This is a genomic window from Comamonas sp. MYb396 (assembly GCF_037479555.1).
Taxonomy (GTDB): Bacteria; Pseudomonadota; Gammaproteobacteria; order Burkholderiales; family Burkholderiaceae_C; genus Comamonas.
On record NZ_JBBGYU010000007.1, the window covers coordinates 228,706 to 255,239 of the forward strand.

Below are 26,534 nucleotides of genomic sequence, written 5' to 3' on the forward strand. Positions count from 1 at the left end.
AGCAATGCGCCGTGAATGACAGATTTTGCGCACTGCAAACCGCTGACACCGCTGGCAATTCAAGGAGTTGCAGGGTGGCGGCGGGGCCAGGGAGCCGGGGCTGACAAGCCAGATTCCGGCCGGGTGTGCGCAGGTTTTTCCCTTTTTTGCATTGAAACCGAATAGGTGCACCCATGCTCTTTGGCAAACTCTTGCCGCGCGAAGGCAATTTCTTCGAACTGTTCAACCAGCACGCCGACCGCATCGTTGAAGCGGCCCACGCGTTCTCCCAACTGGTGGCCAACTACAACGACCCCCATCTGCGCGAAAAATACAACCAGGACGTGGACAATGCCGAGCGCGCAGCCGACCGCGTGACCCACGAGGTCAACCGCACCCTGCACAAGACCTTCATCACCCCCATCGACCGTGAACAGATCCACTCGCTGATCAACACCATGGACGATGTGGCTGACCTGATCCAGGACTCGGCCGAGACCATGGCGCTCTACGACGTGCGCCACATGACCGAAGAAATCACCCGCCTGACGGACCTGAGCGTCAAGTGCTGCGAGCGCGTGCGTGATGCCGTCAAGATGCTCGACCGCATTGCCGATCCCTCGACCACCGAGGCGGCCATCAAGACCTGCGAGGAGATCGACCGCCTCGAGAGCGATGCCGACCGCGTGATGCGCTCTGCAATGAGCAAGCTGTTCCGTGAGGAGCCCGATGTGCGCGAGGTGATCAAGCTCAAGGCCATCTACGAGCTGCTCGAGACCATCACCGACAAGTGCGAGGATGTGGCCAACCACATCGAAGGCATCATCCTGGAAAACTCCTGATCCTTTGCAGCAAGCAGGAGACTGAACTTCCATGGAACCGATGCAAACAGCCCTGTGGGTGATTGTCGTGCTGGTGGCGCTGGCCATCTTGTTCGACTTCATGAACGGGTTTCATGACGCGGCCAACTCGATTGCGACCGTTGTCTCTACCGGCGTGCTCAAGCCCACCCAAGCGGTGGTGTTTGCGGCATTTTTCAACTTTGTGGCGATCTTTGTCTTTCACCTGAGCGTGGCGGCGACCATCGGCAAAGGCATTGTTCACCCGGGCATTGTCGACACCCATGTGATCTTTGGCGCCCTGGTGGGCGCGATCGCCTGGAACCTGATCACCTGGTACTACGGCATCCCGTCGAGCTCCTCGCATGCGCTGATCGGCGGCATCGTGGGCGCGGTGATTGCGAAGGCGGGCTCCGGTGCGCTGGTCGCCAGCGGCATCTGGAAGACCGTGGCCTTCATCTTTGTCTCTCCGGTGCTGGGCTTTTTGCTGGGGTCGATCATGATGGTGATCGTGGCCTGGCTGTTCCGCCGCACCACGCCGGGCAAGGTGGACAAGTGGTTCCGCCGCCTGCAGCTGGTCTCTGCCGGTGCCTACAGCCTGGGCCACGGCGGCAATGATGCGCAAAAGACCATCGGCATCATCTGGCTGCTGCTGCTGTCCACCGGCTATGCATCGCCCAATGATGCCGATCCTCCTGCCTGGGCCATCATCTCCTGCTACGCGGCCATTGGCCTGGGCACGATGTTTGGTGGCTGGCGCATCGTCAAGACCATGGGCCAGAAGATCACCAAGCTCAAGCCCGTCGGCGGCTTTTGCGCCGAAACCGGTGGCGCAATGACCTTGTTCATCGCCACCGCGCTGGGCATCCCCGTGTCGACCACGCACACCATCACCGGCGCCATCGTTGGCGTGGGCTCCACCCAGCGCATGAGCGCGGTGCGCTGGGGTGTGGCCGGCAATATCGTCTGGGCCTGGGTGCTGACCATTCCGGCGAGCGCCTTTGTGGCGGCCTTTGCTTACTGGGTGAGCCTGCAGCTCTATTGACAGTGGCGGTGCGATAGCTAAAAGGCGGCTGGCGGATATGATCTGCCAGCCGTTTTGTTTTTTGGCCAAGGCATGACCGACCCCGCACTGACCCCTTCGATCTTTTCGCTGCATCCGCTGGCCTGGGTGGCCGCTGTGTTGGCCGCCTTGCTGCTGGCGGTGCTGGCGCTGGCCTGGTGGCTGGCAGGCTGGTTGAGCCAACCGTACCGCCCAGAGATTGGCGCAGCACCGCAAGAACTGGGTGCCACCGCCGTGGAGATCGCCACTTCGCAAGGCATGGTGCGGGGCTGGTATGCAGCGGGCACGCCCGGGCAGGGCGCCGTGCTGCTGCTGCATGGCGTGCGTGCAGACCGGCGCGCGATGCTGCCCCGGGCGCTGGCGCTGCATGCGCGCGGCCACGCGGTTCTGCTGATCGATCTGCCGGCCCATGGCCAAAGCGATGGCGAGATGCTGTCCTTCGGGCCGCGCGAGGGCCTGGGCATTGCCGCTGCGCTGGCCTGGTTGCAGGCGCAGCAGCCTGCAGAGAAGGTGGCGGTGATCGCCGCGTCGCTCGGCGGCGCCGGGCTGCTGATGGCCGATCTGTTGCAGCTGCCCGATGCCGTGGTGCTCGAAGCCGTGTTCCCGAGCATGGAGGCTGCTGTGGACAACCGGGTGCGTGCGGTGCTGGGCCCCTTGGCCCCTTTGGCGCCGATTGCCACGCCGTTGTTGCTCTGGCAGATGCCGCTGCGGCTGGGCCTGGATCCGTACCAGCTGCGGCCTTTGGACCGCCTGGCCGGTTGGAACCGGCCGGTGATGGTGCTGGGCGGCACCGAAGACCGCTACACCCCACCCGCTGAAACCCGGCAGATGGCGGAGGCGGCAGGCCAGGCCCATCCGGGGCCGCAGGCGCTGCAGCCGCTATGGCTGGTGCCGGGCGCGGCCCATGTGGACCTGTACCAGTTTGCGCCGCAGGCCTATGAGGCGCAGGTGTTTGGCTTTCTCAGCGTGCATCTGCAGTCGCACTGACCTTCACCAACCTTTTACTGCGAAATCTTGCGCGCTTCCTCGATCTGGTACTGGAAGTAATGCTCAAAGCTGTAGGCCAGGCTGGCCATCAGGATCGTGGTGCCGATCAGGAGCGAGGCCACAATGCCGAAGATCGTCAGCCAGCGGGTGCGGCCGGGCAGCGCGTCCTCGGGCAGGCCGGGGTTGTGGCGGGCATTCCACTTCTCGGGCGCCATCAGTCCGTAGACGATGGCCGTCAATGCGCAGGCGGCAATGGTAAAGCCCAGCAACGGCACCAGAACCCAGCTGATCTGGTCGTCAATGCCATGGCTGGCAATGCGCTCCATGCCATACAGGCCCAGCGCCGTGGGGATGGGCAGCATCCAGCCAATCATGTCACCCAGGCCATGCAGGTAGAAGCGGTGCAGGCCCAAAGGCCCCCCCAGAAAAGCCAGCCAGGTGGCCAGGGTCTTGCTCTTGCTGCGCGGCATCGCGTGGGTGATGGGGTGGCTCATAGGGTGGGTGGGGTGGTTTAGGTGGTGGGGGCGCTGTTGTCGCCATCGCCCAGGGTTTTTTCCATCATCACGATATCCAACCAGCGGCCAAATTTCCAGCCCACCGAGCGCATTACGCCCACCTGGGTAAAACCGGCTGCGCGGTGCACGCCGACCGAGCCGAGGTTGTTGGAGTCCCCGATCACGGCGATGAGCTTGCGCACGCCAGCCGCTTCGCAGTGCGCGATCAAGGCGTTCATCAACAGGCGCCCCAGGCCCCGGCCATGTTGCCCATCTGCCACATAGATCGAATCCTCGGCTGAGAAGCGGTAGGCCGGCCGGGCCTTGAACCAGTTTGCATAGGCATAGCCCAGGATCTGGCCATCGTCGTCCTCCGCCACCAGGTAGGGCAGCTGGCGCGACAATACCTCGTCGCGGCGCCGGGTCATTTCTGCTTCGCTGGGGGCCTCGGTCTCGAAACTGCCCGTGCCATGCAGCACATGGTGGGCATAAATGCGGGTCAGCGCGGGGATGTCATCAGGGGTACTGGCACGAACACTTGGCATAGTTGAAAGAAGTTTGTATAATTTGCGGCTTTACTGCGTGTCGCTGGCCGGGTGGCTAGTTGCGTGTCTCAAACGTGGTAAGAAAACTAACCACCCGAAGGATTATTATGGTCGTTATTCGACTCTCCCGCGGCGGCTCCAAGGCCCGTCCGTTCTACAACATCGTCGTTGCTGACAAGCGCGTGCGCCGTGACGGCTCGTTCATCGAGCGCGTGGGTTTCTACAACCCACTGGCCAAGGAAGGCGTTGAAGGCCTGCGCGTTGCTCTGGACCGCGTGGCTTACTGGAAGAGCGTTGGTGCTCAGGCTTCCACCACCGTGGACCGTCTGGTCAAGCAAGCTGCTGCCAAGGCTGCTTAATTTGCCTCTCTCATCACGGCTGGTGCTCCGGTACCATTCGTGCATGCGGGCCGCTGCTGCGATGAGCACTGCGGCCCGTTTTTTATTGCCCTGTTGAACTGCCATGCCCGCTACCGAGTTGTTGTTAAGCCCTGCCACCTTGCCCGATGACGCCATTGAAGTGGCGCGCATCGCTGATGCCTGGGGCGTCAAGGGCTGGTTCAAGGTGATTGCCCTCAGCCCCGACCCGCAGGCGCTGCTCAAGTCCAAGCTGTGGTTCATTCAGCCGCCCGAGAAAGGCGCACGCCACTTCCAGGGCGTTGCCCAACTGGAGATGCGCCAGGCGCGTTTCCATGGCGATGGCATGGTGGGCTGGGCCCAGGGCGTGGACGACCGCGACCAGGCCGAAAAGCTCAAAGGTGCGCGGGTGTTCATCTCGCGCGCTGATTTCCCCAAGACCGACGACGGCGAGTACTACTGGGTGGACCTGCTGGGTCTGGCCGTGGTCAACCGCGAAGGCGTGGCACTGGGCACTGTGAGCGACCTGATGGCCTCGGGCCCCCAGACCGTGCTGGTGCTGAACTACGAAGAAGACGGCAAGACGCAGGAGCGCCTGATTCCGTTTGTCGGCGCCTTTGTCGACGAGGTCTCGCTGCCCAACAAGCGCATCACGGTCGACTGGCAGCCGGACTACTGATCGTGCCGGACACGCAGGCCGCCAGCGGGGAGAATTTCCATGCGCTTTGACATCATCACCTTGTTCCCCGAGCTGTTTGGCCCCTTTGTCGAGGTGGGGGTGACGCGCCGCGCCTACAGCAGCGGCCAGGTGGCGGTGCAGTGCTGGAACCCGCGCGATTACGCCCCAGGCAACTACCGCCGCGTCGATGACCGCCCCTTTGGCGGTGGCCCCGGCATGGTGATGATGGCCCAGCCGCTGGCCGACTGCCTGGCCGCCATCCGCGAAGCGCGTGCAGAGGCGCAGCCCGCGCCGCTGGTGCTGTTCTCGCCGATTGGCGAGCGCATCGACCATGCCCAGGTGCAGGGCTGGTCCGATTCGCAGGGCGCCATCTTGCTGTGCGGCCGTTATGAAGGCGTGGACCAGCGCTTTATTGACCGCCATGTTGATGTGCAGCTGAGCCTGGGCGATTTTGTGCTCTCGGGCGGCGAGATTGCCGCGATGGCCTTGCTCGATGCGGTGGCCCGCCTGCAACCCGGTGTGCTGCATGACGAGGGCAGCCACCAGTTCGACAGCTTCAACCCCGCGCTCGACGGTCTGTTGGATTGCCCCCACTACACCCGGCCCGAGGTCTGGGAAGGCGAGCCGGTGCCCGCAGCCCTGCTGTCGGGCCACCATGCCAATATCGAGCGCTGGCGCCGCGAGCAAAGCCTGCGCAACACGGCCATCCACCGCCCTGAGCTGCTGGACCAGGCGCGCAGCCGCAAGCAGCTCAGCCGCAAGGATGAACACTTGCTGGCCAGTGCCGATTTGGTAAATTTGGCAAAACCGCTATAATTGCCGGTTTTACGATCCTCTACACGGCCGCTTTTTTCAATGGTGAGAGAAGCAACACGCCGCACATGCCCCGTACACCGTGCTGGGCGCGGCTGCCAAATTCATGGCGCGCGTATGATCGTTGGATGAAACCATGAACCTGATCCAGATTCTCGAGCAAGAAGAAATTGCTCGCCTGAACAAGACCATTCCTGAATTTGCCCCTGGCGACACCGTGATCGTGAGCGTGAACGTTGTTGAAGGTACGCGCAAGCGCGTGCAGGCTTACGAAGGCGTGGTGATTGCCAAGCGCAATCGCGGTCTGAACAGCGGCTTCACCGTGCGCAAGATCTCCAGCGGCGAAGGCGTGGAACGTACGTTCCAAACCTACAGCCCTATGATCGCCGGTATCGAAGTCAAGCGCCGCGGCGATGTGCGCCGTGCCAAGCTGTACTACCTGCGTGAACGCAGCGGCAAGTCGGCTCGTATCAAGGAAAAGCTGCCAGCACGCAAGGCAGCACCTGTGGCAGCTGCGTAATCACGCTGCGACAGAGCCCAGTGCTGAAAGCCGCTACAGTGCAAGCTGTGGCGGCTTTTTTACATGGCCCGCTGCGTCTGCCGCCTGTTGTTTATGTCTAACGCCTCTTCTGTCTCGCCTTCATCACCACCTACCGCCGCTGTGCGGGTGTCGTCCATCATGGATCCGCGCCGCGCGCCGGTCGTGCAGGTCGACTCGGCCCTGCCGGCGGTCGCGCCGCGCCTGTTGCTGGCCGATTCGCTGCGCCAGGCTTTTGTCGCCCACCCCCATGGCGGTGAGCCGGAAATCTTCCGCGAACGCAGCTGGACGGACCGGCCCCCGGCCAAGGCCGCCGTGCTGGTGGCGCTGGTGCAGCGCCAGGAGATGCATGTGCTGCTGACCCAGCGCAGCGCTGGCCTGACGAACCATTCGGGACAGATTGCCTTCCCCGGCGGCCGCCAGGACCCGGAGGACCGCGATATCAACGACACCGCGCTGCGCGAGGCCTGGGAAGAGGTGGGGCTGGCGCGCGAGCAGGTCGAAATCATTGGCCGCCTGCCCGAGTACGCGACCGGCTCGGGCTTTGAGGTGACGCCCATCGTCGGGCTGGTGCAGCCACCATTCCACCTGCAGGCCAACCCGGGCGAGGTGGACGAGGTGTTCGAGGTGCCGCTGTCTTTCCTGATGAACCCCGCGCACCACCGCTGGCAGCAGCTCGACACGCCCGAGATCAGCCGGCGCTGGCTGTCCATGCCCTATGACGATCCCGCATCGGGCCAGCAGCGCTTTATCTGGGGGGCTACGGCCAGCATGTTGCGCAATTTGTACCGGTTTTTGGCCTTTCCACCCGCGTTGTAGTTTGTAACGGCTTGTGTGATACATCACAGCCGGTATGATCACTGTCCATGAGTTTTTTCGCCACGCTGATGGCCCTGCTGCTGGAGCAGGCCAAATCCCTGTCTCGCGACAACCCGGTCTATGCCGGTGTGCGGGCCTGGGTGCAATGGCTCAGCCGCAATCTGGATGCCGGCGAGCAGCGCCACGGCTGGCTGGCCTGGAGCGTGGCGGTGTTGCTGCCCACGGCCCTGGCCATGGGCATGCACTGGCTGCTGGTGGCCCTGGTGGGCTGGCCCCTGGCGATGGCCTGGCATGTGCTGGTGCTGTATGTGACCTTGGGCTTTCGCCAGTTCAGCCACCATTTCACCCGCATCCGCCATGCGCTGGAGTCCGGCGATGAGGACCAGGCCCGCCAGTACCTGGCCGACTGGCAGCAGGTCCACGCCGATGACCTGCCGCGCCGCGAGATCGTGCGCCATGTGATCGAGTACTCGGTGCTGGCCGCGCACCGCCATGTGTTTGGCGTGCTGGCCTGCTACTCCATCGGCTCGGCGCTGGGCCTGGGGCCCGCTGGCGCGGTGTTTTTCCGCATGGCTGAATACGCCTCGCGCTTTGCGCGCCCATCGGTGCAGCCCGTGGCCATGGTGCAAGGCGCTTTCGAGACGGTTGCGGCCAAGGCCTGGACCATCGTGGACTGGCTGCCTTCCCGGCTCACGGCGCTGAGCTTTGCCGTGGTGGGCAATTTTGAAGAGGCCATCGACGGTTGGCGCTTTCAGACCCAGCATTTTCCCAATGACAACGATGGCGTGATCCTGGCCGCGACCGCCGGTGCCATCGACATCCGCCTGGGCGGGGTGGCCTTGCGCGCCCGCAGTGTCGATATCGATGCCGCCGCGCCCCTGCAGATCCAGGGCGATGGCGCCACCACCCCGGGCCGTGACCCGGAAGTCGCCCACCTGCGCAGCGTGGTGGGCCTGGTGTGGCGCTCCGTCGTGGTCTGGATGCTGCTCTTGGCGCTGCTGACCTTGGCGCGCCTGTTGGGCTGAACGATCAGGCCGTCTGCAGCGCAGCGCTTGGGCTGCGGCGCTGACCCATCGCCACCAGCACCAGGCCGATGGCCGACAGCGCGGCAGCGCCCCAGATGATCGACAGCAGGCCTGCGCCGGCAATCAGGCTGCCGCCCACCCAGGCACCCAGCGCATTGCCCAGGTTGAAGGCCGCAATGTTCAGGCTGGAGGCCAGGGTGGCACCCTGGCTGCCCACGCCTTGCATCACCCGCATCTGCATGGGGGCTACGGTGGCAAAGGCGACAACACCCAGCACGGTCACATAGGCCATGGCCACGGCCGCCGAGATGCCAAAGGCCCAGCGGCCTGCCAGCAGCACCAGCACCAGGGCGCCCAGGGTGATCCACAGCGCGCGCACCACGCCCCGGTCGGCCAGCTTGCCGCCGGCAATATTGCCCACGGCCGAGCCGGCGCCAAACAGCAGCAGGCTCAGCGCCACGCCAGTGTTGCCCATCTGGGTGATCTGCGACAGCAGCGGTTCCACATAGGTGTAGAGCGCAAACACACCACCAAAGCCGAAGACGGTCATGCCCAGGCCCAGCCACAGGGGCGTGCTCGCCAGGATGGACAGCTCATCGCGCAACGCAGCGGGCGCCGCCTGCTGGAGCTTGCTGGGCACAAAGGCGGCCAGAATGCCCAGCGCGACCATGCCGATCACGGCCACGGTGGCAAAGGCCATGCGCCAGCCAAAATGCTGGCCGATCCAGGTGCCGGCCGGCACGCCCAGCAAGGTGGCCAGCGTCAGGCCCGAGAACATCAGCGCAATGGCCGAGGCCTGCTTGTCCTTGGCGACCAGGCCGGTGGCCACGACGGCGCCGACGCCAAAGAAGGTGCCATGGGTGAGCGAGGTGAGCATGCGCGCGCCCATCAGCCAGCCATAGCTGGGGGCCATGGCCGCAGCGATATTGCCTGCGATAAAGATCAGCATCAGGCCCAGCAGCAGCCATTTGCGCGGCCAGTGGCGCGTGGCCAGGGTGAGCACGGGCGCGCCGATGGCCACGCCAAAGGCATAGCCGGAGATCAGGGTGCCGGCCGTGGGGATGCTGATGCCCAGGTCCTGGCTGACCTGGGTGAGCAGGCCCATGATGATGAATTCGGTGGTGCCGATGCCAAAGGCACCGGCGGCGAGCGCCAGCAATGAGACAGGCATGGGAGGATTCCTTGTGTGTAGGGGCGAAGGCCGGGTGGCCATCAGCGAGGAATGGGATTGTGAAGCGCGGTCTGATTCTTGTGTAGCCGGAATAGCGGAAAGGTATTTGTTCCCAAATGGAACAAATAGGAGCAGAATTTGCCACCACCATCTGCAGCTATGACGCTTTTGACCATGCGCAATCCCGCCTTTCCCGCCAGTCCGACCTTTGAGACCAACCGCTCCGGCGAGCTGGAGGTGTTTGTGCAGGTGGCCGAGCACGGCAGCTTCTCGGCCGCTGCTCGCCACCTGGGCGTGTCGCCGTCGGCCACCAGCAAGATCGTGGCGCGCATGGAGGCACGCCTGGGCGCGCAGCTGCTGCTGCGCAGCACGCGCCGGGTGCAGCTGACGCCCGAGGGCCGCCAGCTCTATGAGCGCGGCCAGCGCGTGCTGGCTGATCTGCAGGAGGCCGAAGCGGCCGCCTCGCTGCGCAGCACGCCCAAGGGCGTTGTGCGCATCAACTCCAGCTCATCGACCGGGCAAGCCATTCTGGTGCCGCTGGTGGCCCGGCTGATGCAGCAGTACCCGGGCCTGGTGCTGGACCTGAGCTTTACCGACGAGGTGGTCGACCTGATGGAGGCGCGGGCCGATATCGCGATCCGCTGGGGCAAGCTGCCGGCCTCGGACATGGTGGCGCGCCTCTTGGGCCATACCCGCCAGGTCATCGTGGCAGCACCGGCGTATCTGGATGCGCATGGCGTGCCCACCCACCCCGATGCGCTGGGCGGCCATGTGCGCATTGGCTGGAACTACCAGCGCACGGTGCCGCACTGGCCGTTCCGGCTGGCGGGGCAGGATGTGGAGGTGGCCATTGGCGAGCTGCTGCGCGTCAACGATGGCGATGTGATGCGCAATCTGGCCGTTGAAGGCGTGGGCCTGGCGCGGCTGTCGCTGTTCCATGCCTGGCACGATATCGCGGCGGGCCGGCTGCAGGTGGTGCTGGAGGCCTTCAACACCGGCGTGCTCGAGCCCATCCATGCGGTCTACCTGGGCAAGCCCGAGCGCCTGCCGTCGCGCACCCGGGCCGTGCTTGATTTTCTGAAGACCCATGTCGACCTGGGCCATGCCGAGACCTTGCCCAAAGAGTGGTGCCGGGGCTAAGGTCTGGTCAACCGCTTTAGTACGCGCTCAGGTTGAGCTCGTCAAACAGCTCGCTGTAGATGCGGTAGCGGTTGTCGCTGATCGGCAGCTCGGCATGGCCGTTTTGCACCGCATGGATGACGCCGCAGCCGGGCTCGTGCAAATGGGTGCAGTTGTAGAACTTGCACTCCTTGGCATGGGCGCCGATGTCGGGCATGCAGGCGGCCAGCTGCGTGGGCGCGATGTGGTAGAGGCCAAACTCCTGGAAGCCGGGCGAGTCGATCAGCGCGGTCTTGCGCGCCTCGTCCACCCAGTACAGGGTGGTGCTGGTGGTCGTGTGCTTGCCGGTGTTCAGCGCCTGCGAGATCTCGTTGGTCGCGACATTCGCGCCCGGTATCAGCAGGTTGATGAGCGTGCTCTTGCCCACGCCCGAGGGGCCAAGCACCAAGGTGGTCTTGCCTTCGAGCAGGCCGTAGATGGCATCACGGTCTTCGTCGTCGGCGCCTTCCAGCGCAAAGGGCAGCACCATGTAGTGCGGCGGGTCCTCGACCTGGTCGCGCATGGTGCGGTAGGGCTCCAGCCGCTCCCAGGCGCGCAAAAAGGGCTCTTCCAGGTCCATCTTGTTGAGCGCAATGATGGGCGTGATGTGCGCCGCTTCGGCTGCAATCAGCGCGCGTGCCAGCTGCACCTCGCTGAAGACCGGCTCGGCCGCGATCAGAATCAGCAGCTGGTCCAGGTTGGCGGCAAAGGTCTTGGTGCGGATGTCGTCCTGGCGGTAGAAGACATTGCGCCGCTCCAGCACCTTCTCGATCGTGCCTTCTTCGCCCTGGCCCGGCGGCGGGGCCAGCCAGCGCACCTGGTCGCCAACGACGGCCTGGCTCTTCTTGCCCCGGGGGTGGCAGATGCGGCGCACGCCGTCAGGCGTCTCCACCACACAGTGGCGGCCATAGCTGGCGACGACCAGGCCCGTCTGCGTCCCCGTCTGGCTGGGCGCGCTGGCGCGTCTTGCAGGTTTTGCCATGTCTCTCAGGCCAGCTGCAGCATGGCTTCGATGCGGCGTGCGCATTCGAAGTCGGTGACCGACAGCCCATGCACATCATGGGTGTTGAAGCGCACCACGCAGCGGTTGTAGTGCACCGACAGGTCCGGGTGGTGGTCCTGCGTATGGGCCACCAGGGCCACGCCATTCACAAAGGCCATGGTCTCGTAGTAGTTGGCAAAGCGGAAGGTCTTCTCGATGGCCACCTCGGCGCCATCACCGCTCAGCACCCAACCGGTCAGTGGGCTCAGCTGGGTCACCACCTCGGAGGCGGACAGCGCGCGGCGGCTTTGGGTGGACCAGTCTTGTTGGGGCAGATGGGATTCAGTCATGGGCCAATTGTTGCATGTGGCGGATACGCTCTACGGCGGGCGGGTGCGAATAGTAATAGCGCACATAGACCGGGTCGGGCGTCAGGGTCGAGGCATTGTCCTCGTAGAGCTTGAGCAGGGCCGACTGCAGATCGGCCGCGCGCGTCTGCTGGACGGCATAGGCATCGGCCTCGAACTCGTGCTTGCGCGAGGACTGCGCCATCAGCGGCGAGACAAAGCTGCTGAACACCGGCACGGCCAGCATGAACAGCAGCAGCGCCAGTGCATCGTTGGGGCTGGCGCCGGGCACGCCCGGGATGTTGAGGTTGGGCGTCACGCCCAGGCCGGTATAGAACCAGCCCTGCTGCGACAGCCAGCCCAGCAGCGCAAAGCCCAGCAGCGTGAGGCCAAACAGGCCCAGCATGCGCTTGAGAATGTGCTTGTGCTTGAAGTGGCCCAGCTCATGGGCGAGCACCGCTTCGACTTCGTCGCCATTGAGCTTGTGCAGCAAGGTGTCGAAAAACACCACGCGCTTGCTGGCGCCAAAGCCGGTGAAGTAGGCATTGGCATGCGCACTGCGGCGGCTGCCATCCATCACAAACAGCCCCTTGGCGGCAAAGCCGCAGCGCTGCATCAGGGCCTGCACGCGGGCTTTGAGGCTCTCGTCTTCCAGTGGCTGGAACTTGTTGAACAGCGGCGCGATGAAAGCCGGGTAGATGACCATCAGCAGCAGGTTGAAGCCCACCCAGAAGGCCCAGGCCCAGAGCCACCACCATTGGCCGGCCGATCCCATCAGCCACAGAATGACGGCCAGAATGGGCAGGCCCACCAGCGCGCCCATGGCCGTGCCCTTGAGCAAGTCGGCCAGCCACAGGCCGGGCGTCATCTTGTTGAAGCCAAAGCGCTGCTCCAGCACAAAGGTCTGGTAGTAGCTGGCCGGCAGATCGATGAGGCCGCTGATCAGCGCAAAGGCGGCGACCAGCGCCAGCTGCTGCCACATGCCGCCGCCCAGCGCGTCGAGCAGGCTGGCGTTGAGCAGGTCCAGCCCGCCCAGCAAGGTCCAGCCCAGCAGCGCCGCAGTGCCGATGGCCAGGCCCAGCAGTCCAAAGCGGGTCTTGGCAATCGTGTAGTCGGCCGCCTTGTGGTGTGCAGCCAGACTGATACGGTCGGCAAAGAGGGCAGGGACGGCATCGCGGTGGGCGGCCACATGGCGCATCTGGCGGCTGGCCAGCCAGAGTTTGGTGAGCACACTGGCGGCCAGTGCAATTGCGAATAGCAGGGTGAACAGCAGCGATGGAGTCACAAGTGGGGGTGTTGGTTGGCGAATACCGGACAGTGTAGGGCATAGGCGACAATCGCCCCCATGCAAAACAAGAACACCCTGGATACGCCGCTGGCACCCGTGCCCGAGCTGGCCAAGTCCGATCTGAACCTGGTCTGGCTCGACTGTGAAATGACCGGTTTGAACCCGCAGGAGCACCGTGTGATCGAGATCGCGCTGGTGGTCACCAGTGCCGATCTGAGCCTGCGCGTCGAAGGCCCGGTGATTGCCATCCACCAAAGCGATGAGGAGCTGGCCAAGATGGATGCCTGGAACCGGGGCACCCATGGCCGCAGCGGGCTGACCGAGCGGGTCAAGGCCTCGCAGATCGACGAGGCCGCTGCGCAGGCCGAGGTGCTGCGCTTCATGAAACGCTATGTGCCCAAGGCCAAGGTGCCCATGTGCGGCAACAGCATTGGCCAGGACCGCCGTTTTCTGGCGCGCTACATGCCCGATCTGGAGGCCTACTTCCACTACCGCAATGTGGACGTGAGCACGCTCAAGGAGCTGGCACGGCGCTGGCGCCCCGAGCTGGTCACCGGCTTCAAGAAGGCGCAAAAGCACACCGCGCTGGCCGATGTGCATGAGTCGATTGACGAGATGCTGTACTACCGCCAGCATTTTCTGCAGCTGGCGCCCGGATCAGCGGCTACTTGATATCGAAGCGGCTGACCTGGCTGGTCTCCGTCACCAGGGTATCGGTTTTTCCCCCTTGGCGGGTGCTGGCGCTCTCCTTGAGTCTGAGCCCGCGGTAGGGGCCCGTCGCTGCCACCCAGGTCGTTGTCTGCGTCTCCCGGCTTGCCTCGGGCTTGCCTTGCTGGCTTGCCGCAACGCTGCTGACGAAGCGGCAGGCCTCCACGGTGCCCAGGGCCGTGGTGATGGTCTCTCTGCCTTCGTAGCTTCGGGTCTCGGCCAGCGTGGTGACGGTCTTTGTTTCTCCGTCAGCGTTCGAGACGCTATCCGTTTGTACGATGGTTTGGGAGGTGGTCTGACCGGGCGCCATCGCGATCAGCGACTGGCGGGGCGGGGCCAGGCTTTGGCGGCTGGTCGCGCCGATATTGAAGGCGTTGTAGCCGTGGTAGAGCAGCGCTCCGCCCTCGATGCTGTAGTGCAGGCTGGTGCGCCCGCTGTTGGGCGTGGGATTGACATAGATGTGGTTGATGCCGTTCTCCTCGTTCTGGCTGGTGACCCAGTGGTAGACAAGGTTGGTTGAAGCTGGCCCATCGTTCAGACTTTTGCTCTGGCTGACATAGATTTGCGTGTCCTTGCGGTAAAAACCGGCATTGAAGCAGTCGCTGGAATTCTTGGCTTCTTCTGGACTGTCGCTCCCTCCGCCGCCGCAAGCGGTAAGCAGGCCTGCGCCGAGCAATCCGGTAATGGCCATCAGAGTTAGTGAGTAGTTGGTCATGTCGCTCTCCTTGTTGTGGTGGAGGTATCCTATCTTTTTCATTGTTTTTATCAATTAAATTTGCAATTAAAATTGATTTTTTCAAATTAAAGAAATTTAGCCTTCACCCGTAGCTGCTTTGGTACAGAAGTCCTTGCGTTGATGCGGGAAAACCCGAAATGTGCGATAATTTGCGCTTCCCCGCCAAAACTGGCGGTTGATACGCACATCTCCCTTCATTCTCTGGGCGTCCAGGTCATGCGATTCGCAGCATGGCCGCTTTGAACAAGCCCGCGGCAATTTGTACGGCCGTTACCGTTTGATGGTTGATGTATTTAAAACCATGAACGGTACGGAACTGCGTCGCGAAACGCGCAGGAGCCGACCTATTGCTATTGTTCAAAATGACGCAAGACCTCCATCTGCAGGGCGAAGCCGCGCCTGCGCAAAACACTGTTGACGCTACCCAAGAGATCGTCAATACCTCCCCCCTGTCGGCTCTGGCCGAAGACGCTTTGCAAGAAGACGGCACTGCGCTGGTGGCTGAGGCTGAAGGCGAAGCCGAGGTGCTGCCTGAAGAGCCCAATGGCTTTGTAGAGCTGGGCCTGGCGCCCGAGCTGGTGCAGGCCGTCAAGGACCTGGGCTACACCCAACCGACCGCTGTGCAATCGCGCGCCATCCCGCTGGCGATGATCAACGACGGTGAAGAGTCGCAGCACTTTGCGGACCTGATGGTCTCCAGCCAGACCGGCTCGGGCAAGACCGCTGCCTTCCTGCTGCCCGTGCTGCACACCCTGATCCAGCAGCAAGGCCAGGCCGAAGCCGCTGAGCGCGCTGAACACGAACGCCTGGTGGCCGAAGCCCTGGCCCGTGGCGAGCAAGCCCCCAAGCGCGCCAAGCGCAAGAACCCGCTGAGCCCGCGCAATTTCAAGGCTGCCCAACCCGGCGCGCTGATTCTGTGCCCGACCCGTGAGCTGGCCCAGCAAGTGGCCCATGACGCGATCGAGCTGGTGCGCCACTGCCGTGGTCTGCGTGTGGCCAATATCGTCGGCGGCATGCCCTACCAGTTGCAAATTGCCAAGCTGCAAAATGCCGACCTGGTTGTGGCAACGCCCGGCCGTCTGCTCGACCTGCAGCGCTCGATGCAGATCAAGCTCGACAAGGTGCAGTTCCTGGTCGTTGACGAAGCCGACCGCATGCTCGACCTGGGCTTCTCGGACGACCTGGCCGAAGTCAACCAGCTGACGGTGCAGCGCAAGCAAACGATGATGTTCAGCGCGACCTTCGCGCCGCGCATCCAGCAGCTGGCCATGCGCGTGATGCATGACAACGGCGCCAGCGTGCAGAAGATCACCATCGATTCGCCCCAGGAAAAGCATGCCAACATCAAGCAGGTGCTGTTCTGGGCCGACAACTCCCAGCACAAGCGCAAGCTGCTGGACCACTGGCTGCGTGATGCCTCGATCAACCAGGCCATCGTGTTTGCATCCACCCAGGTGGAATGTGACGGCCTGGCCAACGACCTGCAGCAAGAAGGCTTCTCGGCTGTGGCACTGCACGGCGCGCTGAGCCAAGGCCTGCGTAACCGCCGCCTGATGGCGCTGCGCAATGGCCAGGTACAGATTCTGGTGGCCACCGATGTGGCTGCGCGCGGCATCGACGTGCCCACGATCACCCACGTGTTCAACTACGGCCTGCCGATGAAGGCCGAAGACTACACCCACCGCATTGGCCGTACCGGCCGTGCTGGCCGCTCGGGCCTGGCGATCACTTTTGCCGAGTTCCGTGACCGCCGCCGTGTCTTCGATATCGAGGCCTACACCAAGCAGCAGTTCAAGCCGGAAGTGATTCCAGGCATGGAGCCGCAGCAACGCTTCCCCGCCCGCAGCGAAGGCGGCCCACGTGGCGCAGGTCGCGGTGGTGACCGTGGCCGTCCAGGTGCTGGCCGTGGTGGCGATCGCCGTGGTGGTGGCGGCTTTGGCGCTGACCGTGGCTTTGGTGGCCGCCGTGATGGCGAAGGCTATGGCCGCAAGCCTGGCTTTGGCGAAAACGCTGGTTTTGGTGGTGGCCCACGTGGTGGCGACAGCCGTCCGCGTTTCGAGCAGCGCGATGACCGCGCCCCCCGCTTTGAGCAGCGTGCTGAGCGCGGTGGTGACCGCTTCCAGGAGCGTGGCCCGGACCGTTTCCAGGACCGTGGTGCAGACCGCTTCCAGGACCGCGCACCGCGCCCCGAAGGCCGCAGCTTTGACCGCGCGCCTGAGCGCCGTGCCGACCGCTTTGCGGGCGACAACCGTGGTGCTGGTGACAGCCGTGGCGCTGACAGCCGTGGCCCACGCAGCCCAGCCCCCCGCCATGCCGGTGGTGGTGACTTCGCCCAGCGCCGCCCAGGCGGTGACAACCGCTTTGGTGGTGAGCGCGGTGGCCGTCCCTACAGCCCCGCTGGCGGTGACCGCAAGCGCACCGAGCGCAGCCGCTAAGCAGCGCATAGCGCAATGACAAAGAGCTTCCCGAGGGAAGCTCTTTTTTTGTGCCTGTTGCACAAGGCGGCTGGTTGATAACGAGCGCTTGGCGCCTCCTTGGGCGCATCCGTCAGACTTCAGACCGCGTTATGGCGCCCGATATCGGGCCAGCGGTGGTGGAAATAGATCCAGCTGAACAGGCCGGTCAGCATCAAGCCCATCGATGCGATGGCCAGCGCCACCGTCGACTGCATGACCAAGGGGGCGAGCACGCCCGCCACGATGCCATTGGCCACCGAGGTGACGACGGCCTGCAGGGATGAGGCCAGGCCCCGGCGCTCAGGGTGCAGGTCCAGCACCAGCAGGGTGACCACCGGGGTCATCAAGGCCCAGCCAAACGAATAGATGCCCAGTGGCAGCAGCGCCCAGGCCGGGTGCGGCGGCAGCACCAGGTTCAGCGCCAGGTAGATGCAGGAGGTCAGGAACATGATCAGAAAACCATGGCGCACCTGGCGCTTAGGCGGGATCTTGCCCGCCAGCCGGCCGCTGACCCAGGCGCCCAGCATGATGCCGCCAATCGTGCAGATGAAGAACCAGAAAAACTGGGTCGGCTGCATGCGCATATGGGTGCCCAGGAACGTGGGGGCCGACAGGATATAGATGAACATGCCGTTGAAGGGCACGCCGCTGGCGGCGGCCAGCAGCAAAAAGCGCGGGCTGCTGCACAGCTGCCAGTAGCCGCGCATCAGGTTGCGCACATCAAAGGCCTGGCGCTTCTCGGGCGGCAGGCTCTCGGGCAGCAGGCGCCAGTTGTAGGCCCACAGCAGCGCGCCAATGGCCGTGAGCAGCCAGAAGATCGATTGCCAGCTGGCGTAGGCGATGAAGACGCCGCCAATCATCGGCGCCACCGCCGGCGCGATGCCAAAGTAGATGGTGATCTGGCTCATCACCCGCTGGGCCTGGGCGGGCGGGAACAGGTCGCGCACCACCGCGCGTGAGACCACAATGCCGGCGCCCGTGGTGCAGCCCTGCAGTGCACGGAACAGGATCAGTTGCTCAGGCGTCTGGGCCAGTGCGCAGCCCGCTGATGTCAGCGCGAAGGTGGCCAGCCCCCACAGCACGACGGGGCGGCGGCCAAAGCTGTCCGACAGCGCGCCGTGGAACAGGTTCATGAACGCAAAGCCAAACAGATAGGCCGACAGCGTCTGCTGCATCTGCAGCGGCGAGGCGTTGAGCGATGCCGCAATGCCGTCAAAGGCGGGCAGGTAGGTGTCGATCGAGAAGGGCCCGAGCATGCCCAGCAGGGCCAGCATGACCGCCAGAATCCATTGGGGCGTGGGCTGGGCGGATGCGTCTGCGGGGCGTGGTGGGTTCATGGCCTGCGCGCCACCGGCCGTGGGCAGGGGGCGTCGTCAAATAAGGGGGTGAAGGGCGTGGGCTGCTGCAGCCCGGGGCCTGCCCGGTGCGCAAGCAGCAGGCGCCGAGCTTACCTCAAGCGCCAGCGCGCTGCAGTCGCTGCGGTATGGGTCTGCGGGCTGCGCTCAGCGCGGCTGCACTTCGTCGGGCAGCATCGCGGCGATGATGTCCAGGGTATCGAGCATTTGCGAGGGGTTGCGCGGATCGGCGCTGAGCACGGGCACCGCGCATTCGGCATGGGCCGAGAGGCGCACCGTGAACATCTCCTGCTGCGCGGCCGATGCGGGCCGGGCAATCAGCACCACGACGGCCTGGATATTGGGCGCCGCATGGCATTGCTGTATCAGGTCGATGGTCTGCTCCATCGCCTGCGGGTCGTGGATATCGACCATCACGATGGCGCCAAAGGCCAGCGACAGCGCCCACTCGCGCACAAAGTCGTAGCGCTCCTGGCCGGGGCAGCCATAGACCTGCAAGGTGTCCTCATCGTCGAGCTTGATTTCGCCAAAATCCAGGCCCACCGTGGTGGTCTCTTTGGCATGGGCCTGCTTGTCCAGGTTGGGAACATCGCACTCGATGGCCAAACTGCCGCAGAGGCTGCGGATCGCCGTGGTCTTGCCGATGCCCATGGGGCCCAGCAGCACGATGCGTTTGATGGGGTGGTGCATGCAGTCCTCCCGTCAGGTGTTCAGTGCGGGTCGCTGGCCCGGTTCTGGTGGATCCAGCGGCTCAGTTGTCGGAAAAGGCCCAGCTTGGCCGCCGCCGCCGGGCTGGGCTCGGCGGCATGAGAGGCTGGGGGCACAGGGGTGGCCAGGGCCACCGATTCAACGGCTGCAGGTGGCGCCGTCTCGACCAGCACCCCTTTGCCGCGCAGGACCTGCAATACGCGCAGGATCTCGCCCCGCTCCAGATGGGTGCGTTCGGCCAGCTCGTCCAGGCCCCGGTCGCCGGAGATCATCGCGGCCAGCAGCTGCCGGTGCGCCTGGCCGGCCATGCTGCCGGTCAGCTGGGTCCAGCGCTTGATGCGAAAACGCGTGCCCGGCGCGGGCAGGTTGCCCAGCGCGGCAGCGGGGGCTGTGGCAGTTGCGGTAGTTGCGGCGGGCACCTCCAGCACGGGCTCGGGCGCAGGTTCGGCCACCACCAGCGTGGGCTGGCTCAGGTCGGTGGCCTTGAGAAACGCGGCATCGGCATTCTTGACCTGCACGTCGTGCGACAAGGTCATGCTGTGCTGGCGGCGGGTCTTGAGGGTCTCGCGCAGCCGTTTGCCATGCGCTTGCACGCTGATATGTTCGAGCAGCTGGGTCAGGCGCCCCACGCTGTAGTCGGGTGGCAGCTGGGCATCGATCTGGTCGGGCCACTGCGCGCGCGCGGCCTGGGCCTGGTCATCGGTGGCGATCAGCAGCACAAAGGAGCTGTTGGAGCGGTTCTGGATGGCATCGGGCGCGCTGTGGGCGTCGATCACCCACAACTCAGTGGCTGGCTTGGCGGTCTGAGAAGGCTGTTTATCGCGCCAGTGCTTGGCTGCGACTTCAAACAAATAGCTAAAGCGCAGTTGATGGGCTTCACTCAAATGGGCGGCATGCAGGATCAACTCGGACATAACAACTCTCCCTGGCACATTCACCTTCAAGCGTTGCGGATACCACCGTTCGTGCATGGCATGGGCCAAGCGTGGACGGTGTTCCATTTTCAAAGCTTGTAATAATATGTCAATATCTCAGATATATTAATAATGCGCAATTGATGGAGCGCAACTATTGTGCGATCTCGGTGCCGGATTAGGCGCGGGCATGCCTGAAAAGTGTAACTAGCTTTCTTGGCAGCAATATGGCGAAGCCTGCGGTATACCGCTCAGTTGTATACAAAGGCTTATATAGTGTTCAAATAAACAACAGGCATTCCGGGAGCCTGCTGCGCCTGCCCCTCAGTGCTGGTGCTGGTGGCCGCCAGCGGCGGGTGGCTGTGCACCGGCTGCCGGGGCCAGGGCGCGCACCGGGGCGCTGACGGCAATGCTCTCCTTGGCGCCGTCGGCATGCAGCACTTCGAGCGTCAGGTCGACGTTTTCGCCAGCGGTCAGCGGCTTTTTCAGGCCCATCAGCATGATGTGGTAGCCGCCCGGCTTGAGGCTCACGGTCTGGCCGCTGGGCAGGCTGACGCTGGGCACGGCCCGCATCTTCATCACATTGTCTTCCATGCGCATCTCATGCACTTCGGCGCTGTTGGCTGCGTCGGTCTTCACGCCCACGAGCTGGGCATTGTCATGCGCCGAGCGCAGCTCCATGAAAACGCCCGAGGCCTGCTGCTGCGCGACCGTGGCGCGCGCCCAGGGATTGCTGACCGTGACATGGGCAAAAGCGCTGGAGGCGGTTGCAAACGCAAAGGCGGCGAGCAAGGAGGGGAGCAGGGGGCGCATGGTAGGGGCTGGGAGAAATGTCGGATGGAGAGAAAGAGTCCCTGCATTCTACAAGCGCAGGGTCATCATGGGCAGCAGGCGCTGCCGCGCGGCGTGAGGGGCAGGCGGGAAAGGCCAAGCGGGAGGGGAAATAAAAAACGGCCTAGGCGATAAGCCTAGGCCGTTGAACTTGGTGGGCCCTGAGTGATTCGAACACTCGACCAACGGATTAAGAGTCCGCTGCTCTACCAACTGAGCTAAGAGCCCGAAACTGTCGCACCTTGGAAATGCTTTGTTTCGTTGGCCTGCGCGGTCAATCGCAAGCCTAAAAATGTGGTGGGCCCTGAGTGATTCGAACACTCGACCAACGGATTAAGAGTCCGCTGCTCTACCAACTGAGCTAAGAGCCCACATTTGTTTGCTGTCAGCAGTGCGCTGCAGCAAGCCTTGTATTATGCACTAATTTTTACGCCTGTTCGGAAAAATACCGATATCAACCCTGGTTTTTTCCGGCAGGTCGGTTGCCGCAGAGGCAAAAACGGTCCGCAAGCTGCCGGGCCGTGCCAGTGCGAGCCAGGCAGGACCTGGCTCGCGTGAGGAAGGCGCTTTACATCAGCAGATGTTCGCCGGCGTTGTCGCCGCCCAGGATCACATAGTTCACCTTGCGGATGTCCATCAGGTGCTTGCCGCCCGCATAGCTGATAGAGGACTGCACGTCCTGCTCCATCTCGATCAGCGTGTCCTGCAGCTTGCCCTTGATGGGCTCGAGGATGCGCTTGCCTTCGACATGCTTGTACTCGCCCTTGTTGAAGTCGCTGGCCGAGCCGTAGTACTCCTTGAACAGCTCGCCGTCGAGCTCGACGGTCTTGCCGGGCGATTCCTCATGGCCAGCGAACAGCGAGCCGATCATCACCATCGTGGCGCCAAAGCGGATGCTCTTGGCGATATCGCCATGGCTGCGGATGCCGCCGTCGGCAATGATGGGCTTGGTGGCCACGCGCGCGCACCATTTGAGCGCCGACAGCTGCCAGCCGCCGGTGCCAAAGCCGGTCTTGAGCTTGGTGATGCAGACCTTGCCTGGGCCCACGCCCACCTTGGTGGCATCGGCGCCCCAGTTTTCCAGGTCGATCACGGCCTCAGGCGTGGCCACATTGCCGGCGATCACAAAGGCCTCGGGCAGCTTTGCTTTCAGGTAGCCGATCATGTTCTTCACGCTATCGGCATGGCCATGGGCGATGTCGATGGTGATGTATTCGGGGCAGATGTCGTCGGCGACAAAGCGGTCGACCACGTCGTAGTCGGCCTGCTTGACGCCCAGCGAGATCGAGGCGAACAGGCCTTGCGACTGCATGGCCTTGGTGAAGGCCACATTGTCGATGTCAAAGCGGTGCATCACATAGAAGTAGCCGTGTTGTGCCAAAAACTTGCAGATCTTCTCGTCCAGCACGGTCTTCATGTTGGCAGGCACCACCGGCAGGCGGAAGGTGCGGTTGCCCAGGACAACGCTGGCGTCACATTCCGAGCGGCTCTCCACGCGGCACTTGCGGGGCAGCAAAAGAATGTTGTCGTAGTCGAAGATTTCCATTTGATTCCAAGCTCCATAAAAGGTCGCAGCGAACTATTTCGCAGCGATGGGGCGCTTGGCTTGGAGACCGGTCGGGCAGGGCGCTTCGCGTTGGAAAGCCCTCTTTTGCGCTGTTGCAGACACAAAAAAACCGGGTCACAAGAAACTTGGGCCCGGTGACTGATTCTAGCAGCATGCACCGGCTTTGCAAAAGCCTTGCCGGCCGCTGCAGTATGCGCAGGCGGGGGGCAAGACCACCGGGCGCTTGCCGGGCGGGCGCCTCGCCGGCCTGCCGATCTCCCTACAATGCTGGCATGGATTCGAATGATTTGTTTGCGCTGCCGCCCGATGCCGGTGGTTCTGGCCATTTGCCACTGCTCAATGGCCTCAACGACGAGCAGCTTGCCGCTGCCACCTTGGAGGGCGGCCATGCGCTGATTCTGGCCGGTGCCGGCTCGGGCAAGACCCGGGTGCTGACCACGCGCATCGCCTGGCTGCTGCAGACGGGCCGCGCCACGCCCGGCGGCATTCTGGCGGTGACCTTTACGAACAAGGCCGCCAAGGAGATGCTCACCCGCTTGTCGGCGATGCTGCCCATCAATGTGCGCGGCATGTGGATCGGCACCTTCCACGGGCTGTGCAACCGCATGCTGCGCGCGCATTACAAGTCGGCCAACCTGCCCCAGACCTTCCAGATCCTGGACACGCAGGACCAGCTCTCGGCGATCAAGCGCCTGTGCAAGCAGTTCCAGGTCGATGAGGAAGCGCTGCCGCCCAAGCAGCTGCAGTACTTCATCAGCGGCTGCAAGGAAGAGGGGCTGCGCCCGTCGGATGTGCAGGCCCGCGACATGGCCGAGCGCAAGAAGGTCGAGCTCTACCAGCTCTACGAAGAGCAATGCCTGCGCGAAGGCGTGGTCGATTTTGGCGAGCTGATGCTGCGCTCCTACGAGCTGCTGCGCGACAACCTGCCGATCCGCCAGCACTACCAGCACCGTTTTCGCCACATGCTGGTCGATGAGTTCCAGGACACCAACCGCCTGCAGTACCTCTGGCTCAAGCAGCTGGCCGGCGACATGGTGGGCGGCAAGTTCCAGTCCCACAGCAGCGTGATTGCCGTGGGCGACGACGACCAGAGCATCTATGCCTTCCGCGGCGCGCGCGTGGGCAATATGCAGGATTTTGTGCGCGAGTTCGAGGTGCGCCAGCAGATCAAGCTCGAGCAGAACTACCGCAGCTACAGCAATATCCTTGACAGCGCCAATGCGCTGATCAGCCACAACAGCAACCGCCTGGGCAAGAACCTGCGCACCGACCAGGGCCCGGGCGAGCCGGTGCGGGTGTCCGAGAGCGCCACCGACATGGCCGAGGCGCAGTGGATGGTCGAGGAGATCAAGTCGCTGATCAAGAGCGATGGCTTTGCGCGCAGCGAGATCGCCGTGCTCTACCGCAGCAATGCCCAAAGCCGGATTCTGGAAACCAGCCTGTTCAATGCCGGCGTGCCTTACCGCGTGTATGGCGGCCTGCGCTTTTTCGAGCGCGCGGAAATCAAGCATGCGCTGGCCTATCTGCGCCTGCTCGAGAACCCGCATGACGACACCAGCTTCATGCGGGTGGTGAACTTTCCGCCGCGCGGCATTGGTGCGCGCACCACCGAGCAGTTGCAGGAAGGGGCGCAGGCCGCCGGTTGCTCGCTGTACGACGCGGTCACCGCCGTCGCCGGCAAGGCAGGCACCAAGCTGCAGTCCTTTGTCGCGATGGTCGATGTGCTGCGCGAGGAAACCCAGGGCAAGACGCTGCGCGAGACCATCGAGCGCATGCTGGTGGTGAGCGGCCTGATCGAGCACTACCAGAGCGAAAAGGAAGGCGCCGACCGCATCGACAACCTGGGCGAGTTGGTGACCGCCGCCGAGAGCTTTGTCACCCAGGAAGGCTTTGGCAAGGATGCCGTGGCCATTCCGATCGACGAGCAGCAGGCCATGGGCGTGCCAGGCAGTGGCCAAAGCCCCGTGAGCCAAGGGCTGGACCCGGATGCACCGCTGCTCGATACCCCCCTGCCCGATGCCGCCAACCCGGCGATGGTGAACCCCGATACCGGCGAGACCTTGTCGCCGCTGGTGGCCTTTTTGACCCATGCGGCGCTGGAGGCTGGTGACAACCAGGCCCAGGCCGGCCAGGATGCCGTGCAGATGATGACCGTGCATGCCAGCAAGGGCCTGGAGTTTGATGTGGTCTTTATCGGTGGTCTGGAAGAAGGTCTGTTCCCGCACGAGAACGCGATGACCGACACCGGCGGGCTCGAAGAAGAGCGCCGCCTGATGTATGTGGCGATCACCCGGGCCCGCAAGCGCCTGTACCTGAGCACCTCGCAGACGCGCATGCTCCACGGCACCACGCGCTACAACGTGCGCAGCCGCTTCTTGGATGAACTGCCCGAAGGCGCGCTCAAATGGCTCACGCCCAAGCATTCGGGATTTGGCAGTGGCATGGGCAGCCTGGCTTACGGCGGGGGGGGCGGCGGCCGTTCGTCGGGCGGTGGATACGGCGATGCCGCGCCCAGCATGTGGGGCAAGACCCCCGTTCCGGTGCAAAAGGCCGAGCCCGCGCATGGCATCAAAAAGGGCGCCCATGTGTTCCACAACAAGTTTGGCGAAGGCAAGGTGCTGGCGGTGGAAGGCACGGGCGACGATGCCCGCGCCCAGGTGAACTTTCCGCGCCATGGCACCAAGTGGCTGGCGCTGTCGGTGGCCAAGCTGACGGTGGTGTAAGCCCTCCATTGCCAGCCTGGCAGCGGTTGCTTGGATAGTGGGCACCAACCTCAGGCTTGCCATAAATGGTTGCATAGGATACTATATCGGCTGCTCATCGGCATGCGCAGCCCTGCCGCGTTCCGGTCCGGCATCCCTGCCAGGACCTGCGCGAGCCATCCCTGTACGCGCACAGGCTGGCGCCCGTGCTGCTTTGTAGCGGGTGAGTCTCCACTTTCCTATCCCAGCCACACTGGCTGGCCGCTGTGCCGGCCAGGCTGCGCGTTGGCCAGTTGCTGGGTAGACGAGGATGCCCATGACACCTGCCCGCAAGATCGATATCTCCACCCCGGCCATTGGCCGCCACCAGGCGCTGCGCCACCTGCTGTCACCGCGCCAGCTGCGTGACAGCGTCCGCCTGCAACCGCTTCCCTCCCTGCACATTGCGCTGGTCGCGGCCATGCAGGCAGCGCTGGCGGTGCTGCTGGCCCTGGTGCTGGCGCGCCTGTCGCCCTGGCCCCAGCTGGTGGGGCCCTTGGGGCTAGGCGCGTTGGCCGCCTTGTTTGGCCGTTTTGCAGCGCCGGGCCGGCGCATGCGCATCGTCGGCATCTGCGCGGCCATGCTGTGCGCGGCGGTGTTTTTGCCATCGCTTGCCTCCTGGGCCGGGTTGCCCGCCCAGGCCATGGTGGGGGTGCTGGCGCTGGTGGCCGGCGCGGCCACCTTGGCGGTCAGCCACTGGCGCCTGGGTGGGCCGGGCGCGGTGATTGTGGTGTTCGCCGCCGGTGCCTCGCTGGCGCCGGTGCACAGCGGGCAGCAGCTGCTGGAGCGGACTTTGGGCACCTTGGCTGGGGGCCTGTTGGCAGCCTTGGTCTGTTGGGCCACCGATGGCCTGCGCCACCAGGCCGTGCAGCGCGTGCAACTGCCTGCGCAGCCGCAGCGCCCCTGGCCCGCCGAGCTGGCCGCCGCCGGCCGCATTGTGCTCGGTGCTGGCCTGGCCGCCTGGGTGGCCCAGGCCGCTGGCTGGCAGCATCCGGCCTGGGCAGCGATTGGCGCCACGGCGGTGATGCAGGGCAGCCATCTGCACATCACGATGAACCGGGCGCTGCAGCGCATGGTGGGCACGATGCTGGGCGCGCTGGTCGCTGGTCTGATTTTGTCGCTGGAGCCATCGTTTTGGTGGATTGCCGCAGCCATCGTCGCGCTGCAGTTCATCACCGAGGTGAGCATTGGCTACAACTACGCCCTGGGCCAGATCACCGTCACGCCCATGGCCTTGCTGATGACGCATCTGGCCTCATCGCCGCTGGCGCCTTTGGCGATGCCGCTGGAGCGGGTGCTGGATACCGTGCTGGGCGCGGCACTGGGCATTGTGTTTGCGCTGGTGCTGTCCAGCCTGGAAGACCGGGCGCAGCTGCACCGCCTGCACCACGGCGACGGTCCTCAGCGATGAAAAAAGCCCGGGCTGTGGGACGCA

At 64.2% G+C, this 26,534-nt stretch carries 26 protein-coding genes and 2 tRNA genes; 14 read left to right on the forward strand and 14 right to left on the reverse strand.

Translation table 11 applies throughout. The features are described 5' to 3' along the window. Window positions 1-173 precede the first annotated feature (173 nt). From WH265_RS17325 to WH265_RS17335, 3 genes are all read left to right on the forward strand, one after another. On the forward strand, window positions 174-821 hold the full coding sequence (locus tag WH265_RS17325) for a DUF47 domain-containing protein (RefSeq protein WP_021027917.1): 648 nt from the start codon (window positions 174-176) through the stop codon (window positions 819-821). Between the two features lie 31 nt (window positions 822-852). Beyond that, complete coding sequence (locus WH265_RS17330; protein WP_021027918.1) at window positions 853-1,863, forward strand: inorganic phosphate transporter; 1,011 nt, start codon at window positions 853-855, stop codon at window positions 1,861-1,863. 72 nt (window positions 1,864-1,935) lie between these two features. Then, window positions 1,936-2,868: an alpha/beta hydrolase gene (locus WH265_RS17335; RefSeq protein WP_339559086.1), complete on the forward strand. Its 933-nt coding sequence runs from the start codon at window positions 1,936-1,938 to the stop codon at window positions 2,866-2,868. A gap of 14 nt (window positions 2,869-2,882) precedes the next feature. Here WH265_RS17335 and WH265_RS17340 read toward each other — a convergent pair whose 3' ends face one another. Both WH265_RS17340 and WH265_RS17345 read right to left on the reverse strand, forming a co-directional pair. Next, window positions 2,883-3,362: a hypothetical protein gene (locus WH265_RS17340; RefSeq protein WP_339559087.1), complete on the reverse strand. Its 480-nt coding sequence runs from the start codon at window positions 3,360-3,362 to the stop codon at window positions 2,883-2,885. 17 nt (window positions 3,363-3,379) lie between these two features. Continuing rightward, the gene (locus tag WH265_RS17345; RefSeq protein WP_339559088.1) at window positions 3,380-3,907 is read right to left on the reverse strand and encodes a GNAT family N-acetyltransferase; all 528 of its coding nucleotides are present in this window, start codon (window positions 3,905-3,907) and stop codon (window positions 3,380-3,382) included. A 107-nt stretch (window positions 3,908-4,014) separates the two neighbouring features. Here WH265_RS17345 and rpsP point away from each other — a divergent pair, with 107 nt between their 5' ends. The 6 genes from rpsP (at window position 4,015) to WH265_RS17375 (ending at window position 8,137) form a co-directional block, all read left to right on the forward strand. Further along, window positions 4,015-4,266 carry a 30S ribosomal protein S16 gene (gene rpsP, locus WH265_RS17350; protein WP_116927508.1) on the forward strand — a complete coding sequence of 84 codons (252 nt, stop codon included), beginning with the start codon at window positions 4,015-4,017 and terminating at the stop codon, window positions 4,264-4,266. Window positions 4,267-4,369: 103 nt separating this feature from the next. Then, a complete protein-coding gene (gene rimM / locus WH265_RS17355; RefSeq protein ID WP_021027922.1) occupies window positions 4,370-4,942 on the forward strand; it encodes a ribosome maturation factor RimM in 573 nt (190 codons plus the stop codon). Window positions 4,943-4,981: 39 nt separating this feature from the next. Then, the gene (trmD, locus tag WH265_RS17360; RefSeq protein WP_339559089.1) at window positions 4,982-5,758 is read left to right on the forward strand and encodes a tRNA (guanosine(37)-N1)-methyltransferase TrmD; all 777 of its coding nucleotides are present in this window, start codon (window positions 4,982-4,984) and stop codon (window positions 5,756-5,758) included. 133 nt (window positions 5,759-5,891) lie between these two features. Further along, window positions 5,892-6,275 (forward strand): 50S ribosomal protein L19, encoded by a 384-nt coding sequence (gene rplS, locus WH265_RS17365; protein WP_027011119.1) that lies wholly within the window; start codon window positions 5,892-5,894, stop codon window positions 6,273-6,275. Between the two features lie 93 nt (window positions 6,276-6,368). After that, window positions 6,369-7,112, forward strand: coding sequence for a CoA pyrophosphatase (locus WH265_RS17370; protein ID WP_339559090.1), 744 nt, complete (start codon window positions 6,369-6,371; stop codon window positions 7,110-7,112). A 47-nt stretch (window positions 7,113-7,159) separates the two neighbouring features. Further along, on the forward strand, window positions 7,160-8,137 hold the full coding sequence (locus tag WH265_RS17375; protein WP_021027927.1) for a CobD/CbiB family protein: 978 nt from the start codon (window positions 7,160-7,162) through the stop codon (window positions 8,135-8,137). Between the two features lie 4 nt (window positions 8,138-8,141). On the opposite strand, the gene WH265_RS17380 is transcribed toward WH265_RS17375, so the two are convergent. After that, complete coding sequence (locus WH265_RS17380; protein WP_339559091.1) at window positions 8,142-9,308, reverse strand: MFS transporter; 1,167 nt, start codon at window positions 9,306-9,308, stop codon at window positions 8,142-8,144. Window positions 9,309-9,467: 159 nt separating this feature from the next. Here WH265_RS17380 and WH265_RS17385 point away from each other — a divergent pair, with 159 nt between their 5' ends. Then, on the forward strand, window positions 9,468-10,448 hold the full coding sequence (locus WH265_RS17385; protein WP_339518308.1) for a LysR family transcriptional regulator: 981 nt from the start codon (window positions 9,468-9,470) through the stop codon (window positions 10,446-10,448). A gap of 16 nt (window positions 10,449-10,464) precedes the next feature. On the opposite strand, the gene rsgA is transcribed toward WH265_RS17385, so the two are convergent. From rsgA to WH265_RS17400, 3 genes are read right to left on the reverse strand one after another with little or no spacing between them, the layout of a single operon-like run. Next, on the reverse strand, window positions 10,465-11,448 hold the full coding sequence (gene rsgA / locus WH265_RS17390) for a ribosome small subunit-dependent GTPase A (protein WP_339559092.1): 984 nt from the start codon (window positions 11,446-11,448) through the stop codon (window positions 10,465-10,467). Between the two features lie 5 nt (window positions 11,449-11,453). Then, a complete protein-coding gene (locus WH265_RS17395; RefSeq protein WP_021027931.1) occupies window positions 11,454-11,798 on the reverse strand; it encodes a 4a-hydroxytetrahydrobiopterin dehydratase in 345 nt (114 codons plus the stop codon). Beyond that, window positions 11,791-13,080 carry a M48 family metallopeptidase gene (locus tag WH265_RS17400; RefSeq protein WP_445228547.1) on the reverse strand — a complete coding sequence of 430 codons (1,290 nt, stop codon included), beginning with the start codon at window positions 13,078-13,080 and terminating at the stop codon, window positions 11,791-11,793. Before WH265_RS17400 ends, WH265_RS17395 begins: the two co-directional genes overlap by 8 nt. 60 nt (window positions 13,081-13,140) lie before the next feature. Between WH265_RS17400 and orn the strand changes: the two genes are divergently transcribed. Continuing rightward, entirely contained in the window at window positions 13,141-13,755 is a 615-nt protein-coding gene (gene orn / locus WH265_RS17405) for an oligoribonuclease (RefSeq protein WP_021027933.1), read from the forward strand. Here the strand turns inward: orn and WH265_RS17410 are convergent. After that, window positions 13,748-14,506 carry a hypothetical protein gene (locus tag WH265_RS17410; RefSeq protein ID WP_339559093.1) on the reverse strand — a complete coding sequence of 253 codons (759 nt, stop codon included), beginning with the start codon at window positions 14,504-14,506 and terminating at the stop codon, window positions 13,748-13,750. The two genes, orn and WH265_RS17410, sit on opposite strands and share 8 nt — an antisense overlap. Window positions 14,507-14,889: 383 nt before the next feature. On the opposite strand from WH265_RS17410, the gene WH265_RS17415 reads away from it, so the two are divergent. After that, window positions 14,890-16,962 carry a DEAD/DEAH box helicase gene (locus WH265_RS17415; RefSeq protein ID WP_339559094.1) on the forward strand — a complete coding sequence of 691 codons (2,073 nt, stop codon included), beginning with the start codon at window positions 14,890-14,892 and terminating at the stop codon, window positions 16,960-16,962. A 119-nt stretch (window positions 16,963-17,081) separates the two neighbouring features. On the opposite strand, the gene WH265_RS17420 is transcribed toward WH265_RS17415, so the two are convergent. The 7 genes from WH265_RS17420 to WH265_RS17450 form a co-directional block, all read right to left on the reverse strand. After that, window positions 17,082-18,320, reverse strand: coding sequence for a multidrug effflux MFS transporter (locus WH265_RS17420; RefSeq protein ID WP_312987135.1), 1,239 nt, complete (start codon window positions 18,318-18,320; stop codon window positions 17,082-17,084). 165 nt (window positions 18,321-18,485) lie between these two features. Beyond that, window positions 18,486-19,028 (reverse strand): GTP-binding protein, encoded by a 543-nt coding sequence (locus WH265_RS17425; RefSeq protein WP_021027937.1) that lies wholly within the window; start codon window positions 19,026-19,028, stop codon window positions 18,486-18,488. Between the two features lie 20 nt (window positions 19,029-19,048). Next, window positions 19,049-19,960, reverse strand: a complete 912-nt coding sequence (locus WH265_RS17430) for a hypothetical protein (RefSeq protein ID WP_339559095.1) — start codon at window positions 19,958-19,960, stop codon at window positions 19,049-19,051. A 324-nt stretch (window positions 19,961-20,284) separates the two neighbouring features. Continuing rightward, the gene (locus WH265_RS17435; protein ID WP_339559096.1) at window positions 20,285-20,773 is read right to left on the reverse strand and encodes a copper chaperone PCu(A)C; all 489 of its coding nucleotides are present in this window, start codon (window positions 20,771-20,773) and stop codon (window positions 20,285-20,287) included. 170 nt (window positions 20,774-20,943) lie between these two features. Continuing rightward, window positions 20,944-21,019 (reverse strand) — tRNA-Lys (locus WH265_RS17440). Window positions 21,020-21,086: 67 nt separating this feature from the next. Next, a tRNA-Lys gene (locus WH265_RS17445) sits at window positions 21,087-21,162 on the reverse strand. Window positions 21,163-21,359: 197 nt separating this feature from the next. Beyond that, window positions 21,360-22,337: a GMP reductase gene (locus tag WH265_RS17450; RefSeq protein WP_021027940.1), complete on the reverse strand. Its 978-nt coding sequence runs from the start codon at window positions 22,335-22,337 to the stop codon at window positions 21,360-21,362. 293 nt (window positions 22,338-22,630) lie between these two features. Between WH265_RS17450 and WH265_RS17455 the strand changes: the two genes are divergently transcribed. Together WH265_RS17455 and WH265_RS17460 are read left to right on the forward strand one after the other, a co-directional pair. Beyond that, entirely contained in the window at window positions 22,631-25,081 is a 2,451-nt protein-coding gene (locus tag WH265_RS17455; protein ID WP_339559097.1) for a UvrD-helicase domain-containing protein, read from the forward strand. Between the two features lie 295 nt (window positions 25,082-25,376). Then, window positions 25,377-26,510 carry an FUSC family protein gene (locus tag WH265_RS17460; RefSeq protein ID WP_339559098.1) on the forward strand — a complete coding sequence of 378 codons (1,134 nt, stop codon included), beginning with the start codon at window positions 25,377-25,379 and terminating at the stop codon, window positions 26,508-26,510. Window positions 26,511-26,534 lie beyond the last annotated feature (24 nt).